This is a genomic window from Glutamicibacter sp. AOP12-B1-11, from assembly GCF_052379245.1.
Taxonomy (GTDB): Bacteria; Actinomycetota; Actinomycetes; order Actinomycetales; family Micrococcaceae; genus Glutamicibacter.
On the sequence record NZ_JBQSYL010000010.1, the window covers coordinates 16,036 to 31,551 of the forward strand.

The 15,516-nt window shown below is 59.9% G+C and carries 11 protein-coding genes, 2 tRNA genes and 1 other RNA gene; 9 read left to right on the top strand and 5 right to left on the bottom strand.

The genetic code is table 11. The features are described 5' to 3' along the window. Positions 1 to 26 precede the first annotated feature (26 nt). The 4 genes from rnpB to ACT3UQ_RS07515 all read left to right on the top strand — a co-directional run bounded on the left by rnpB (position 27) and on the right by ACT3UQ_RS07515 (position 3,761). Positions 27 to 381, top strand: an RNA gene (gene rnpB / locus ACT3UQ_RS07500) — RNase P RNA component class A. Between the two features lie 188 nt (positions 382 to 569). Then, positions 570 to 2,027, top strand: coding sequence for a glyceraldehyde-3-phosphate dehydrogenase (locus tag ACT3UQ_RS07505; protein WP_096288801.1), 1,458 nt, complete (start codon positions 570 to 572; stop codon positions 2,025 to 2,027). Between the two features lie 97 nt (positions 2,028 to 2,124). Next, on the top strand, positions 2,125 to 2,586 hold the full coding sequence (locus tag ACT3UQ_RS07510) for a hypothetical protein (RefSeq protein ID WP_096288799.1): 462 nt from the start codon (positions 2,125 to 2,127) through the stop codon (positions 2,584 to 2,586). 113 nt (positions 2,587 to 2,699) lie between these two features. After that, complete coding sequence (locus tag ACT3UQ_RS07515) at positions 2,700 to 3,761, top strand: winged helix DNA-binding domain-containing protein (RefSeq protein ID WP_444636854.1); 1,062 nt, start codon at positions 2,700 to 2,702, stop codon at positions 3,759 to 3,761. Here ACT3UQ_RS07515 and def read toward each other — a convergent pair. From def to orn, 5 genes are all read right to left on the bottom strand, one after another. After that, positions 3,758 to 4,330 (bottom strand): peptide deformylase, encoded by a 573-nt coding sequence (gene def / locus ACT3UQ_RS07520; RefSeq protein WP_444636855.1) that lies wholly within the window; start codon positions 4,328 to 4,330, stop codon positions 3,758 to 3,760. The two genes, ACT3UQ_RS07515 and def, sit on opposite strands and share 4 nt — an antisense overlap. 612 nt (positions 4,331 to 4,942) lie before the next feature. Continuing rightward, a complete protein-coding gene (locus ACT3UQ_RS07525; RefSeq protein ID WP_444636856.1) occupies positions 4,943 to 7,618 on the bottom strand; it encodes a response regulator transcription factor in 2,676 nt (891 codons plus the stop codon). Positions 7,619 to 7,907: 289 nt separating this feature from the next. After that, positions 7,908 to 7,980: transfer RNA gene (locus ACT3UQ_RS07530), tRNA-His, on the bottom strand. Between the two features lie 182 nt (positions 7,981 to 8,162). Next, positions 8,163 to 8,238: transfer RNA gene (locus tag ACT3UQ_RS07535), tRNA-His, on the bottom strand. A 158-nt stretch (positions 8,239 to 8,396) separates the two neighbouring features. Next, entirely contained in the window at positions 8,397 to 9,011 is a 615-nt protein-coding gene (gene orn, locus ACT3UQ_RS07540; RefSeq protein ID WP_096288791.1) for an oligoribonuclease, read from the bottom strand. Positions 9,012 to 9,219: 208 nt separating this feature from the next. Between orn and mptB (ACT3UQ_RS07545) the strand changes: the two genes are divergently transcribed. The 5 genes from mptB (ACT3UQ_RS07545) (at position 9,220) to ACT3UQ_RS07565 (ending at position 15,482) form a co-directional block, all read left to right on the top strand. Next, a complete protein-coding gene (gene mptB, locus ACT3UQ_RS07545; RefSeq protein WP_255248528.1) occupies positions 9,220 to 10,749 on the top strand; it encodes a polyprenol phosphomannose-dependent alpha 1,6 mannosyltransferase MptB in 1,530 nt (509 codons plus the stop codon). Further along, positions 10,749 to 12,263: a polyprenol phosphomannose-dependent alpha 1,6 mannosyltransferase MptB gene (gene mptB, locus ACT3UQ_RS07550; RefSeq protein ID WP_096288789.1), complete on the top strand. Its 1,515-nt coding sequence runs from the start codon at positions 10,749 to 10,751 to the stop codon at positions 12,261 to 12,263. Before mptB (ACT3UQ_RS07545) ends, mptB (ACT3UQ_RS07550) begins: the two co-directional genes overlap by 1 nt. 66 nt (positions 12,264 to 12,329) lie before the next feature. Beyond that, the gene (locus ACT3UQ_RS07555; RefSeq protein ID WP_176484295.1) at positions 12,330 to 13,421 is read left to right on the top strand and encodes a VanZ family protein; all 1,092 of its coding nucleotides are present in this window, start codon (positions 12,330 to 12,332) and stop codon (positions 13,419 to 13,421) included. Between the two features lie 130 nt (positions 13,422 to 13,551). Further along, the gene (locus ACT3UQ_RS07560) at positions 13,552 to 14,319 is read left to right on the top strand and encodes a DUF2637 domain-containing protein (protein WP_444620936.1); all 768 of its coding nucleotides are present in this window, start codon (positions 13,552 to 13,554) and stop codon (positions 14,317 to 14,319) included. Positions 14,320 to 14,384: 65 nt separating this feature from the next. Next, the gene (locus tag ACT3UQ_RS07565) at positions 14,385 to 15,482 is read left to right on the top strand and encodes a GTP pyrophosphokinase (RefSeq protein WP_096288783.1); all 1,098 of its coding nucleotides are present in this window, start codon (positions 14,385 to 14,387) and stop codon (positions 15,480 to 15,482) included. Positions 15,483 to 15,516: the final 34 nt, after the last annotated feature.

Sequence of the window (15,516 nt, forward strand, 5' to 3'; positions counted from 1 at the left end):
TTAGCGGGGCTAGAATGGTTAACGAATGGGATGACTAGGCGATCGCGTGCCGTGCAAACGGCCCGAGGAACGTCCGGGCTCCACAGAACAGGGTGGTGGGTAACGCCCACTCGGGGCAACCCGCAGGCTAGTGCCACAGAAAATAGACCGCCAGGCTTCCTGGTAAGGGTGAAACGGTGGTGTAAGAGACCACCAGCGTCCCGGGTGACCGGGACGGCTTGGTAAACCCCACTCGGAGCAAGGTCAGACAGACTGCGTTATGAGGGCTGTTCGCCCCATGCAGTCGGGTGGACCGCTAGAGGCTGTCGGCAACGGCAGTCGTAGATAGATGATCGTCACCGCGCAAGCGGACAGAACCCGGCGTATCGGTCATCCCATTCACCATCCGCTCACCTCGGGTGAGATGATTCACAGGCGTCCAGCCCCGCAACCGGGGCGCACCGTCTAGAATGGATACGTACTTGCGGGGATGATCCTGTTACCCCGCGCCACCGCAAAAGCAATGGTGCTTCTCACGGTGCCAACCGACTTTATGGATCTGTAAGTCGGCTGAATTGGAAGGATTTTCTGTGACCCAGCAGTCTGTCGTTGCCCAGGAAGAATGGAGCGGGCGCGAAGAGCTCGCCGAGGCCATGATTCCGCTGATCGGACGTCTTTACCGCAAGAACAATGTGGTGACCTCCATCTACGGGCGCAAGTTGATCAACCAGTCCGCAATTGACATCATCAAGGCCCACCGCGTCGTGCGCCGGATCGATGGCAAGGAACTGGCCTTGACGACCACCATGCCCCTCCTTGAAGCAATTGAGACCTTGAACCTCGGTTCGGTTTCCGTTGACTTGGGGCGCCTGAACAAGAAGTTCATCGAATCTGGTTCGCAGGACCTGAACGCATTCTTGACCGCAGAACTCGGCGACAAGGTCGGCCAGGCCGGCGCTTCGGACGTTGAGCCACAGGACGTAGTCCTCTACGGCTTCGGGCGCATCGGCCGCCTGCTGGCCCGCATTCTCATCGAGCGCGGCGGCTACGGCCTGCGCCTGCGGGCCATCGTGGTGCGCAAGGGCTCGGATGATGACATCATCAAGCGCGCCTCGCTGCTGCGCCGCGACTCTGTGCACGGCCGTTTCGACGGTTCGATCACCGTTGACGAAGCCAATAGCACCATCCAGGCCAACGGAACGCTGATCAAGGTCATCTACTCGAACGACCCAACCACCGTTGACTACACCGAGTACGGCATCAACAATGCCATCGTGGTGGACAACACCGGTCGCTGGCGCGACGAGGCTGGCCTGTCCCAGCACCTGCAGGCCAAGGGCGTCGCCCGGGTCCTGCTCACCGCACCGGGCAAGGGCGATTTGAAGAACATCGTGCACGGCATCAACGATTCCTGGATCACCGCCGAGGACAAGATCGTCACCGCCGCCTCGTGCACCACCAACGCCATCACCCCGGTGCTGAAGGCCCTGAACGACAAGTTCGGCGTCATCCACGGGCACGTCGAAACCGTTCACTCGTTCACCAACGACCAGAACCTGATCGACAACTTCCACAAGGGCGAGCGCCGCGGCCGTTCGGCGGCCCTGAACATGGTCATCACCGAGACCGGCGCCGCCAAGGCAGTGGCCAAGGCCCTCCCGGAGCTGGAAGGCAAGCTGACCGGCAACGCCATCCGCGTACCGACCCCAGATGTGTCCATGGCGATCCTGAACCTGAACCTGGAGAACGGGACCACCAAGGAGGAGCTGAACGCTTACCTGCGTGAAGCCTCGCTGACCTCCAGCCTGCACCGCCAGATCGACTACATCGATTCCCCTGAGGTCGTTTCCTCGGACTTCGTCGGCTCACGCCGCGCGGGCATCGTTGATGGTTTGGCCACCATCGTTTCGGACAAGAACGCCATCGTCTACGTTTGGTACGACAACGAATTCGGCTACTCCTGCCAGGTTGTCCGCGTGATTGAATCAATCGCAGGCACCCACCCGGTAGCAGTTCCAGCAGTGCAGGCACAGGCAGCTAACGCCTAAGCCTCCAGCGCGCAGGGCGAAGCCCCGATCCTTCGGTAAGGATCGGGGCTTCGCCCTTTAATGCGGCTGCCGAAGTTGAGTTGCTATTGTTCGGTGCATGCATTCAAGAATCCGGACCGGTGGTCGATCTAACTTCTTACGTGCCGGCGCACTGCTGGCCGCCGCGCAAATCACCTTGTGCGCGTGCAGCTCTAGCGAAGGGGCCAGTTCCCTGAGCCTGACCTCCGGCACCCCCCGTGCGGTGGTTGATGGGCAGAGCGCGGATGCGCAGGGAGCGCCGGCCGGCGAAGGAGAGGGGGAGTTGCTGGTCGGTCCGGGCGGATGCTTTGCGCTCGATGGCGATGACGGTGCACCGGCACTGCTGGTGTTCCCGGAAGCAACCCAGGTGCTCACCGATGGCTGGCCGGGCCTGGCGCTCGCCGACGAACAATATTTGGTGGGCAACGACGTGCTGTTCAGCGGCGGGTACCGCAAGTTGGATTCGGCCGAGCGCGAGGCGGTGTCCGCATGCCAGCCGCAGGGTGAGGCGTTTTTCGTGCAGGCGCCTGCGGAGAAATAACATCAATCGGCTCATTCGAAACTATGTTCTAATGCTGTTTTTCGGTTTAGGGGCGAAGGACTCAGATTGAGTTCTGCTACGCTCAACGCACCAAGACCGGGGGGACTGCGACCATGCGACCAGAGCTATTATTGCCCGCAAGGATGGCCAGCCAGCTGCTGCTGGAGCCGGCAGAATCGATTCTAAGCGCCGCTGGGCATATGCTGGCTGTCCAGTCCCAGGATTTCACTGCCGGTCGCTACGCGCTGGCTCAGCGCGCGGGGATCGGCGTGACCAGGGCGCAGGTGGACGAACTGTTCAACTCCGGCAAGCTGGTACGTTCCTGGACCATGCGCGGCACCCTGCACATCTGCTTGCCGCAAGACCTCAAGTGGCTTATGGAAAGCACCAAGGAACGCACGCTGCGCGCGAACGCGCCACGGCTGCGCGAATTGCTAATTGATGCCAACGCCATTGAGCAGGCCGCCGGGGTCGTTGCCAGCTATCTGGCAGATCACGGTCGCGCCAGCCGTGACGCCCTGTTCGCCGAATTGAATTCGCACGGTATGCCCACCGCCGGGCAGCGCGGGATCCACTTGCTGATGGTGCTGGTGCAACACGGGCTGATCTGCCTAGGCCCGATTCCGGCCGATGCAAAGCTGGCCGCCCAGGATTTTGTGCTGCTAGAGCGCTGGGTTACCGAGCATCAAGAGCCGGAGAATCCGCTGCATGAGCTATTGCTACGCTACCTGGGCTCCCACGGTCCGGCGACCCTGCGCGACGCCGCTTGGTATACGGGCCAAACGCTCACCACCATGAAACGCACGGCAAGCGAGCTCGGCACGAGCCTTGTGCAGGTAGGCGTCGACGAGCATGGAGATGCTTACTGGGTAGTGACCGGCTCCCGTGCCGAGCAAAGCCTGGAAGCACCAAGCCTCCTCGGCCTTCCACTGCGGCTGCTGGGTGGATTCGATGAGTACTACCTGTCCTATGCCAACAGGAGACCGATTGCTGACGAAGCGATGCAGCGGCAGATCGCTCCCGGAAAGAACGGAATGTTCTTGCCGTTCTGGCTCGAACAAGGGCGAGCAAAAGAGGTCTGGAACGCCAAAGCAGCGCCGGCCGATCCCATCGGTGCGGCGCTGCATCAGCGGTATCTAGAGTTCAGGACCATCCGGCAACCGGCGAAGGATTAGTGTCCGAAAGGGTCTTCGTCGGTCCCAGGTAGCCAGGTAGCGCCCGGAACGCCCCAGCCCAGCGCCTTCTTCGCCTTCAGCCAGCGCTTATCCCAGCGTGGCACGAGCTTGTCCACGTACAGGAATCCGTCAAGATGATCGAATTCGTGCTGCATGATGCGGGCGAACCAGCCATCGGCTTCGAAGGAGACCGGCTTGCCGAATTCATCCACGCCTTCAACCTTGGCGTAATCGGCGCGCTTGAGCGGGAAGTTCAATCCCGGTACGGAAAGGCAGCCTTCGGCTTCTTCGTCCGGATCCGGGTTCGCCTGGGACACCTTTGAGAGGGTCAGTACGGGGTTGATCAGTACGCCGCGTTCCGGCGCGCTGTTCTGATCGGCATAGATGTAGGTGAAGATGCGCAGGCCAACGCCGATCTGTGGCGCTGCCAGGCCAACCCCGTGCGCCGCGTCCATGGTGGCATGCATGTCGGCAACGAGTTGACGAAGCTCGTCATTAAACTCGGTGACTTCAGCGGCGCGCTGATGCAGTACGGGTTCTCCATAAACGGTGATCTGCCGAATGGGCACGTGATCGGTTCCTTTCGAAAGTGCTTAGGGTGCTTGTCCAATAGTTTCACGGCTGATTGGCGTTGTGCCACTGCGTAGGTTCAGCAAAACTTCTCACCCGTGGCCTTGGCGGGGAGCCCGCCGGGCGCTGCTGCCCTCGTGCCTTAGGGCGGTTCCGCGGGATTTCCGCTGATTTACTAGTCAATATCCGTAGTTGCGGCACCACGGTGGTACCTGGGCATGCCTCCGCAAGGTGAAATCCAGGTAGCGCACCGGGCGCAGGTGATATGCGCCTCAGCGCGATATGGCGATGCTTAGCTGTACGGATACAGGTGTGACCGTGAAGCGCCGGAAGATGAACCGGTGTTTCGAATATCGGTTCGAATGTACGTTCGAATGCTTTTGGTTCGACCAGAGTAGTGTGAATGAACGCAGTTAAGCGGGAAAGGCTAGCGCCCCCATGGCGCTAGCCTCCCGCAGAGCTTGTTAGGCGCTCTTGCTGATGCGAGTGTCTAAAAGCTTTGTCCCCAATGAATCGAATTTTGAATCCCCCAAGACTCCTCATGCATAATTCGATCCCCACGCGCACTAGTCTAGGGCGGCAAACCCATGTTGAGCAGTGCAAACCGGACACTAGGTAGTCTTTGGCCCGGATACAGGTATCGTTTTGAAGTCCTCATCGAGGATTTCATCAAAGACCGCCCCCGAATCACTGACCGGAAGCAGCTGGCGACGATCGGTGATGCCTAATTTAGCGTAGGACCGCTGTAGGTGGCCTTCCACCGTACGCGGGGAGAGGAATAGCTCCTCGGCGATTTCTTGATTGCTGCTACCACGCGCGGCCATCACGCAGACTGCGTATTCGCGTTCGGTTAACAGGGAGCGGACGATACGCCCGCGCCCCAGCGAGGGAGTGTTGACTGCTGCCAGCGGGGCAGCCAGTTCCACGCAGAGCCCGAGCAACCGCGTGGCGAGCGCTCGCCGACCAAGATTCCGCGCCCGCGAAGAGGCGCGATGAGCAAATTCCGCCGCATAGAGCGGGCGGCCGGCTGAGGCATGCACTTCGCAAAGCCGCTCAATGCCCTCCTCGCTCAGCGAGTCCAGAACCCCCGCGTATCCGGCAATTGCCCGTGCCAGGGGTCCCTGGACCTGCTCAGCGGCAGCTTGGAGCTGTGCCTCGTCCTCGGAAAGCTCCAGTCGCCATGCGTCATGAAGCAAGCGCATCCTCAGCAGCTTGCGGCCGAACTTGTCCGCATGGGCCAAGCACCGCTGCAGATGCTCCAGCGCGGCCTGCCGGCCTTCGAGCTCAAGGATCACCGGCAGTAGGTAGCGTTGGGCCAGCGGGCGCATGATCTGCCCAGCCACGTCGGGGGCCGAACGAGCCATATCGTAGTGGAGACGAGCCCTGGGGATATCTCCAATCATTACCGCGGCCGCCGCCGCGAATGAGGAGGTAAACCCGGCAACCAGATAGGGATCGGACACCGAAATGAGGGCGAGCGCCTGCTCAAAAGACCCAAGGGCCTCAACGGCCAGTCCCTGTTCCAAGAACTCAATGCCGATGCCGGTCAAATAATTTGACGGGTTCAAGGCCAGAGTCGTGAAATCAATGTCGCCCAATATTGAAGCCAGCGCCTCACCGCCGCCGCCCAAGGCCGACATCAATGCCGGTAGTGCAAAAACTATCTCCGACTGCACCGCCGGGGTGGCGCTTTTCCAGAAGCCGTCCGCGACCACGTCCAAAACTTCTTCGAGCGCGTCAACCGGTCTGCCGGCATAGCAATCTTCGATAATCGCATGAGCTAGGCAAGCGGTGCGCAGTTCGGGCGAGATCCTCTCATCACGCGCATATTCACGAAGCTTGGAGGAGTCCACAATTTGCTGCGCCCGGGCGCGGAGGATCAATCCGAACGCGCGGCTCTCGACCGGATCCTGCGGTCCCGATTCAATGATTTCCAGAGCTAGGTCAGGACGCGCCAGACCGGAAAAAGCAATCCTGGCTGCCACGCCTCGTACCTCGGCACTGCCGGTCCGGAGCAGGGGCTTGAGTACCGCTAGGGCGGCCTCTGACTTCGCTAGTTCATACAGGGCATCTGCCCGAAGCACCAAGAGCTTCTCCAGCATCCGCTTGTCCGTGAAGGATTCGTGCCTCACGGAATCCGTCAATGCGACCACCTGCGCGAAACGGCGCGCATCGGCCGACCCCACAACGTCTTCGAACAACTCGGACGCCGGAACCTCGATCCCCAGCTGCACGCGGTGAGTGGTGAATCGTGCGCGCGCTTGCGAAGTCAACACCTCGCGGGGAAAAGCGCTGTCGGCGCGCTGCAGATAACCGCGAAGCTTCGTTGGGGACAAGGTGCTCAAGACGCTTTGCGCGGATAGCCCCGCACTCAGCTCAACCGCTAGGTCGCGCTCGCCGGTAGCCTCATCCAGGGAAAGCACAATGAGTTTGGCCAGCCGGGAGTCCAATAGGTTCGATAGCAAGTCGCCGAATAAACGCTGTGCCAGCGGATAAGGCAGCCTTCCGGTGACCGACAGCAGTTCTACGGCCTCGCGGATTTCTTCTGGCTGGTCTTTGAGTCGCGACGAAATGAGGTCGGTAATTCGCGAACCTTGGGGATTCCATTGCCGGTCGAGGGTCCAGTAGCAGCCCTTCAGCGTCAGCGCTCGCGCAGTTCGCGCATCAAGGGTGAGCTCGCGCAGATGCAGCGCGTTGCCGCCGGAAAACTCTAGCAGCATCTCAACGGTGGCGGAATTGACCTGGCCGCCGAGCACATGCTTGAGAATGGCTTCGGTGTCTTCGAAGGTCAGTGCGGAGAGCCCGATGCGCTTTGAATGAGAATCGGAGCGGAGGCCCCGCAGCGGCTGTGGCAGTTCATGGACGGCAGTGGTTGCCATGACCAATTGGATGCTTCGGGTCACCGACAGATGGGCCAGTACCGCTGCGCTTTGTTCATCGGCGAATTCGGCTTGATCCAGAAGAATGCACAGTTTTTCATTCGTGGTGTATTGAACCAGCGAAGAGATCATTTCACCCGGTGTAGAACCGGCGTTCTTCAACGGCAGCTGCGCGCAGAGAGTTGTTAGCAGTGCGAAAGGAACAAGCTCAAGAGCCTTCGCCGCGGTGAGCCAATACAACTTCTCCTCGGTACCCAAGAGGATTTGACGGGCAAGCGTCGTACGCCCGGTTCCCTGCTGGCCAACCACAAATATCGCGGCTCCTTGCGCTGTTGCCGAGCGGGCTTCCCGAAAACTGCTTTGGAGCGAGGGAAGCACCGTCGGTAGTGCGCTGCGGAGACCAGCCATAGGCACCAGTGTGTACTTCGCTCCGTGGCCGGTCAAGTAGCGAAGTTCCTAATACAGGTAGAGATCGCGCTGTACAGCAGGCGCTTGACTGGAATACTCTACGCATGCGTTGCTCGCATCAATTTACTATTGCAGTGGACCAGGGCTAATTCCAGTGGATATTAAACTTTGCGTGTGGAATTATGGGGAAATTTGCAAGCGGTGCCGCGAGCGGCGTGCAGCAGTTTAAAAAGAAAAACAAAATCGGCCTGATCCGTAACTTTCGTTTTGGATCAGACCGATAATCAGGGGTGAGTAACGGGGCTTGAACCCGCGACCTTCTGGACCACAACCAGACGCTCTACCAACTGAGCTATACCCACCATGTTTACTTAGCTACTAGTCGGAACGTCAGAGACGCTCGAACTGATTTCAAGCAACGAGAAATACTATACACGCATCCGGTCCGAAAATTACAATCGGAGGATAGTTTGAGCGGGGGAGTCCAGCGATTACGAAAAATCGGCCTGATCCGTAACTTTCGTTTTGGATCAGACCGATAATCTGGGGTGAGTAACGGGGCTTGAACCCGCGACCTTCTGGACCACAACCAGACGCTCTACCAACTGAGCTATACCCACCATAATTGCTTCGTTACTAGTCAGTTCGCTTTTGCGTCCCGACTTCGTATCTGGCAACGAGAAATACTATACACGCACCCGGGGGGTGAGTGCCAACTCGAAAGGGCCCTATTGTGCTGTGTTGTGCATCACCCGCTTTTTAGGGCCCTGACTAGTCGTTACTTTTCGGCTGCCGGGGAGAGTTGTGAAGCGATCTTGCGCGCTTGATCGGTGCTCGGCCCCGGTGCGGGGACCATGATCGCAGCCCGGTAATAGCGCAGTTCATCGATCGAGTCCTGAATGTCACCCAGTGCGCGATGGTTGCCGGTTTTGGCCGGAGCTGCGTAATGAGCCTTGGTGTACCAACGCCTGCTCAGTTCCTTCAAGGTGGATACATCAATGATTCGGTAATGCAGGTGCTCGATAATTTCTGGCATATCGCGTGCCAAGAAGTTCTTATCGGTCCCGACCGAGTTACCGCCCAATAAAGCCTTGTTGGGTTCTGGAACATGCTTACGGATGTAGTCCATGACCAGGCGTTGGGCTTGATCCATCTGCATTCCGCCATCGAGCTCTTCCAGGAGTCCGGAGACCTGATGCATATTGCGCACGAAGTCATCCATCTGGGCCAGGGCGGCATCCGCTGGCTTGATCACCACCTGGATGCCCTCATCGGCGATATTCAGTTCCGAATCGGTGATCAGCACAGCTACTTCGATCAACGCATCGTTGGCCAGGTCCAAGCCGGTCATCTCGCAGTCGATCCATACAATTTTTTCTGAGTTACTAGACACGTGACCAATCTACCCGTTGTGCGCGGTGTGGGGGAGCGCACGGGGCGAAAGCTTGGTGGATGCTGGTGTCACACCTGAACCCCGGTCTTGCTCAATGCTAAAATCATCTGAGATTTCCGGACGTTGAATTATGGGCTCTCCAATGATTTCCCGGACTTGGCGTCGATTTTTTTAAACGAACTTTTTGTCCGATCCAGCACGAGGTGTCATGGTGTCCGCTAGCAAACCAGAAGTGCTGGAATCCCAGCCGTACCCTGGTGTCAATAAGACGTTGCTCAGCGGCATCGTCGGTTCGTCCATGATCCTCTTCGGGTCCTTCGGAACGGGCTGGCTTGCCAGCGTTTCACCGCTTAACCGTGATCCGTTCTTCATCATGGTCCGCACCGAAGCCACCGGTGTGACCATCAGCGTGATCTTGCTGGCGCTCGGTTGCTGGCTGCTGTTTCGAGCCTGGTGGCGGTTGGGGCAGAAGCTCAAGGGCTGGGACGCGGGTTCGCTGAAGATCGTGCGCCGCGCGGTCTGGCTGTGGAGCATTCCGATGCTCATCGCGTTGCCGATTATGAGTCGCGACGTCTTCGCATATATTGGCCAAGGCAGACTCGTCGACGCGGGGCAGGACCCCTACGTCGACGGCATCTCCAGCTTGAACAATTGGTTCCAGCTGGGAGCCGACACGATGTGGGCACAGGACGGCACTCCCTACGGCCCGCTCTTTCTGACCATTGAATACATCGTGGTCAACATCGTGGGTGGATCCACCGATGCGGCAGTTCTCGCCTTCCGCGGGATTGCGCTCATCGGCGTACTGCTCTGCCTGCGCTACGTTCCCAAACTGGCCGAATTGCATTCCGTCTCGGGTGCCAAGGCAGCCTGGATGACGGTGGCCAATCCGTTGTTCCTGGTGAACTTTGTGGCCAGCGCGCACAACGATGCGCTGATGACCGGACTGTCGGTCTGGGCCGTCTACCTCGCCTGCAAGCGCCACGGATTCTGGGCCATCGTGGTGCTCGCCGCCTCCATCGGCGTCAAGCCAATCACCCTGGTGCTGCTGCCATTTATCGGCTTGCTCTGGGCCGGGCCGATGGCCAGCTGGCCCCGGCGTATTTTGTACTGGGCCTACTCCGGATCGATTTTCCTGGCGCTCATGACGCTCGTTGGTTGGATGAACGGCTATTGGTTCGGCTGGCTCGACGTGCTGCTGAACTACAAGGGCGTCGGTGTGTCCATCATCGCGCCACTGGGCATGCTCACCGTCGGACTTTCTGGCATCTTCAATTCCTTCGGCCTGGAATCGGGCTGGGTGCTTCCGGTGGTGAAGACCGGTGGCCAGCTGCTCGCCGTGGGTCTGGCCATCATGCTGATGTTCCGTGGCAAATACTCGCATCTGGTCCAGCGCATGGGCATCGCCTATGCGGGGATCGTCGTGCTATCCCCGGTGATCCAACCGTGGTATCTGCTGTGGTTGCTGCCGTTCTTCGCCGTCACGGGACTGCGTGACGACTGGCAGATGCTCTGGCTGCATCTGACCACGATCTTCTTCTTGGCTTATCAGGCCGCGGACCAGATTTTCGTCTGGCAGTTCCTGCAAGAGAGCCTGGTGCCCCGAGTTCAGCTGATCTCTTGGAGCATTTCGATTATCTGCGCCTTGTACCTGGTCTTCCTTGATCCGAAGACTAAAACGATCTGCCCCGAATTGCTTAGCTCCACCAACTGGCTGAAAAAGAAAAAGAAAGCCTAGTGAGCGTGCAAGTGCGAAATTATGAGCGGCATGCCACGCCGCTGAGAACCCTGGGGTGGCAGGGATTCGCCGCCTCGGCGTTGATCACCGTGGCTTCGTGGGGGATCGGCTGGTTTCCCCGCAGCCAGCTCTCCCCGCTGGCACGCAGCGGCTTCTTTATCGAATTCCGCACCGAAGTTTGGGGCGTGATTAGCTGCATTATCCTGATGGCGCTGGGGCTGGCGTGGCTGACTCGATCTTGGATCTTGGCTCGGCCGCTAGTCGAAACCGCAGATACGATCCACCCAAAGCAGTTGGGCAAGTTGATCGCCATGTGGTCCGCGCCGCTGATGTTCAGCTTTCCCATCCTCAGCCGTGATGTCTATTCATATTTGGCCCAAGGGCGGATGCTGCACGCGGACAAATCGCCCTACCATGAGGGTATTTCTGCACTTCCTGGCTGGTTCGATGGCGGATCCGATGGGCTCTGGGCTCAGTCGCCCTCGCCATATGGGCCCTTTTTCCTGGTCTTATCGCGCATCATCTACTTCGTCTCCAACGGCGTGCCGGAGATCGGTGTGGGTTTGCTGCGCGTCGTCGCGCTGCTCGGGGTCATTGGCTGTTTCCATTTCACCGCGAAACTCGCCCAAAAAATGGGGCAGAACCCGAACTGGTCCAACTGGGCCATCGTGGGCAACCCACTGTTTTTGCTGACCATGATCGGTGGCGCGCACAACGATGCGTTGATGATCGCCGGAGTGTTCAGCGCCTTCGCCCTGGCCTATGACCGCCGCGCCATCGCGTCGACCTTTGCGCTGGCCATCGCGGTTTCCGTCAAACCAATCGTGCTGCTGGTCCTGCCCTTCATCGGGTTGATCCTGCTCGGTCAGAACCACCGGCTGCGTGCGCGCTGCGTCGTCTGGCTGAAGGTTTCCTGCTATTGCCTCGCCTGGCTTTCGGTGATCGGCGCGGTGACCAACCTCTGGTTCGGCTGGCTTCCGGCGATGTTCACCGCCGGCGACGCGGCATTCCCCTACGCCCCGGTGGGACTGATCGGCTGGTCCTTCGGCAATCTCGTAGGGCTCCTCGGTGGACCGGTAGCGCTGACTCAGTCGATCGTGGTGACACTCTTTCAGGCCTTCTCCCTGCTGATCGTCGCCCGGCTCGCCTTGGCGAAGGATATTTCTCGGCCCGTCCGCCTGGCCGCCTGGGCGCTGTCCGCGGTGGTTTTGCTCGCCCCGATCATCCAGCCCTGGTACATCTTGTGGATGATCGCCCTTTTCGCGATCTCGCACCGAGTCTCGTGGTCTTCGGAGAAGCTCATGATCTACCTGTCCAGCTTGATCCTGCTGGTGGTATTCGTCGACCAGCTATCCATCGAACAGTGGCATATCGTCTGGCTGATGCGGGTCCTGGCGGCGGTGATCGCGGTGGGACTGATCGCCGGGCTTTTCCGATTCGATCCGAAGACGCGCACCGTGCTCAGCGGAAACACCGGTCCTGCCACCATCCCGGAATCTCCCACCGGGCGTTAACGAAGCTCACACCTGGCATCCCAGCTTCTTGGTATCTTTCTCCGCTTAGATAGAAATATGCAAACGATGTTCTGGCCCGCAACGATAGCCATGCTCGGCGCTGCTCTGTTCCTTGGCGCCGCCGGTATCTTCCTGCTCGCAATCCAGTACCACCGCCACGGTCGCTTATCGTGGCGGCGCACGCTGACCACCGGCGCCGCGGTGATTTATGGTTTTGGATTATTCAGCTACACGATGCTTCCGCTGCCCGAAACACGTACCGCATTCTGCCGGCCCGGGGTGGCCATCCCGCAACTAAATCCATTGAACTTTCTCAACGACTTCGCGCTGTCCTACGAACTGGGCATGCGTCACTTTTTGACGAGTTTCACGCTGTGGCAGGTCTTATTCAATGTGATCTTGTTCATGCCCTTAGGTATTCTGGCGGTTCGCTGGCTGCGCGGCAACATCTTCCTCGGCACGCTCATCGGACTCACCGCGAGCCTAGCAATCGAGCTGACCCAGTACACCGGCATCTGGGGACTCTACACCTGCGCCTACCGCGTGGCGGACGTGGACGATGTGCTGACCAACACCCTCGGCGCCCTGATCGGTTCGATCGTGGCATACCTGCCTATCTTCAGCTGGCTGACCGGACCCCGCGAATCGAGCGCTGCGAATGCCGCGCCGCGCGAGGTCACCCGGCTGCGCCGTTTTATGGCCAACGCCTTCGATATAGCTTTTGTGCTGGCGCTGGTCATGCTCACCACCTTTGTCCTGGAAATCGCCGAAAAACTGGGCGCACCGCAGGCCTCCTACAACCTGACCGAGCGGTGGATTCCTTCCATCTCCGTGCTGCTGGTCTTCCTGCTCCCCACCCTCGCGCCGGGACGCGCAAGCCTGGGTCAGCGTTGCGCCTGGATCCGTATCGCCGGAAAGCAGCGGCGCGAAGCCTCCGCGTGGCAAGCCTTGCTGCGCAGCCTTTTGGGGCTCGGCGGAATTTCCTTCGCCTTCCAAATCGCCGACAGCATCTGGGCGGTCAGCCCCTGGGCCTGGCTGAGTTTGCTGGTCCTGGGCTACGTGGTGCTCAGCTCGCTCTTCTTGCTCTTTGATCGTTCCGGCCAGGGTTTGGCCGGGCGGATCACCGGCACCAGATTTGTCGATCGCCGAATGCGCTAAGCGCGCACCGCACAACGCCCAGCCGATGAGGCTAAAATAGTTCCGGAGCCGGTGCCCGATACCGCTGGTAACTACATTCGCTTTGTTGACGTTCCTATTCATTTCTCGAAAGTAAGGTCTGCCCCGCAGCATGGATAACAAGCCAGAAATTCCGCGCGAGCCTCACCGCGCCGTCCTAGGAACCGCCGTGGGTGCCACGGTCTTGATCGCGATCGGTGCATTCGTCCTATCTTTTGCGGCCCTGACCGACCTCGCCGAACGCTCCGGCATCGACTCAAGCCTGGCCTGGATCTGGCCAATTATCATCGACGGTATGATCGTGGCCGCTACGGTTGCGATCGTGGCGCTGAACGGGTTCAACCGCAAGGCAATGATTTACCCGTGGTCGCTGCTGTTCTTCGGCGCCATCGTGTCCACGGCGGCCAACTCCACCCACGCGATCCTTACCGTGGACTCGATAGTCAACGGCGTGCCACCGCTGGTCTCGGCGCTTGTCGCGGCCATGCCGCCAATCGTGCTGCTGGCCATCACCCACCTGACCGTACACATGTACCAGAAGAAGTCCGAAGCCTCGAAGCTTCGCGCCGAATACGAATACGATGAAGATGCGGCCAACGCCGAGAAGTACGGCGTCGCCTACGATGACGGTTACAACGCCGCGCTGACCGACTCGCAGCAGGCCGAAGCCGAACGCGTAGCCCAGCTGGAGCAGGATCACCAGGATGCCATCGCCAGGGCCCGTGCCGAGGCGATTGCCCAGTCGCGTGCCGAAAAGGTCACCCCGCTGAAGCAGGCTCCGGCGGCCAGCGCACCAGCCACCGCGGCCAAGCCGAAGAACGATGACAAGGCGCCATTGTACGAGGATATGGCCAAACGGCTTTCGCGTCCGCAGTCCTAAGGCTTCCACCCGTTTAGCAGCATACGAAGGACTTATTGCATTTCACCGCACTAGGAGGCAAGACTATGGATCAATCGACCAGCAGCACCGAACCGGCACAGTTCAGCGACCAGATCGACGAGGCAGTTACTCGTTTCGAAGCGGTCGGTGCCGAGCTCGACGAGGTGCTCAGCGCGATGAAAACCAAGATCCGTTCGTTGTTCCACGGCAGTGAAGTCCAACCCTTGTTCGTGACCGGAAGGGTGAAGACTCCGGAGTCCTTCCGGTCCAAGGCCTCGCGCCAGCTGCAGGAAACCCCGGAAACAAACCCGGTGCTCGAATTCCCCAACCCGTTGCGCGAAATCCACGACATGGTGGGGCTGCGCATCATCGTGATGCTGCCCCACGAAATCCAGCAGGTCGCTACGCTGATCAAGGCCCACCGCGAGGACTTCGATTGCCGTAGCGACCGGGAGAAGGACATCGGTTCGGTGGAATCCGGAACCTACGGCTACTCCTCACGCCACCTGCTGCTCAAAACCCGCAATGAACCGAGTGTTTCCAAATTCCAGGAGGCCCTGGGCAAGCCGGTGGTTCCCAGCGGCAACTTCGTCTTCGAGGTGCAAATCCGCACGGTGCTCCAGCACGCCTGGAGCGAGATGGAGCACGATATTCGCTTTAAGCATCCCGGCGAGGCGGCCTGGAACCCGCAGATCGACCGGCATTTCACCGCGACCTCCGCGATGCTCGAAACCGTGGAGAACTACTTCACCGACATCGACGATCTCTACCACCGGATGAATGGCTATCACGACCGGCAGGGGCTGGGCGCCGAGAAGCTCTCGGGGGAGAAGATCGGTGAAATCTGGCAGACCCTGCTGCCCCATGTGGACCGCAAACGCGATGACGACTGGTCCTGGGCTGCCGAACTGCTCGGCGCGCACGGCATCGACGCGACCTGGCAGCTGGCCGAGCTCCTGGACGCGAACGTGGTCACCGAGGTCCGCGCGGCGCTGGACCACCGGTATTCTCCGGGGCCGGACCGGCTGCTCGACGACGTGCTGCTGTGGCGCTTCGGCAAGGAGCATATCGAAAAGACCAGCGGCTCGGATCTGCGCCGCGAGGCGTCGCTGCGCCGCCGGCTGATTCAGATGAAGGACTTCCGCTCCACGCAGCGCGGCTAAGCCACCTGCCTCCGCCCGCCACCAAGACCCGGTG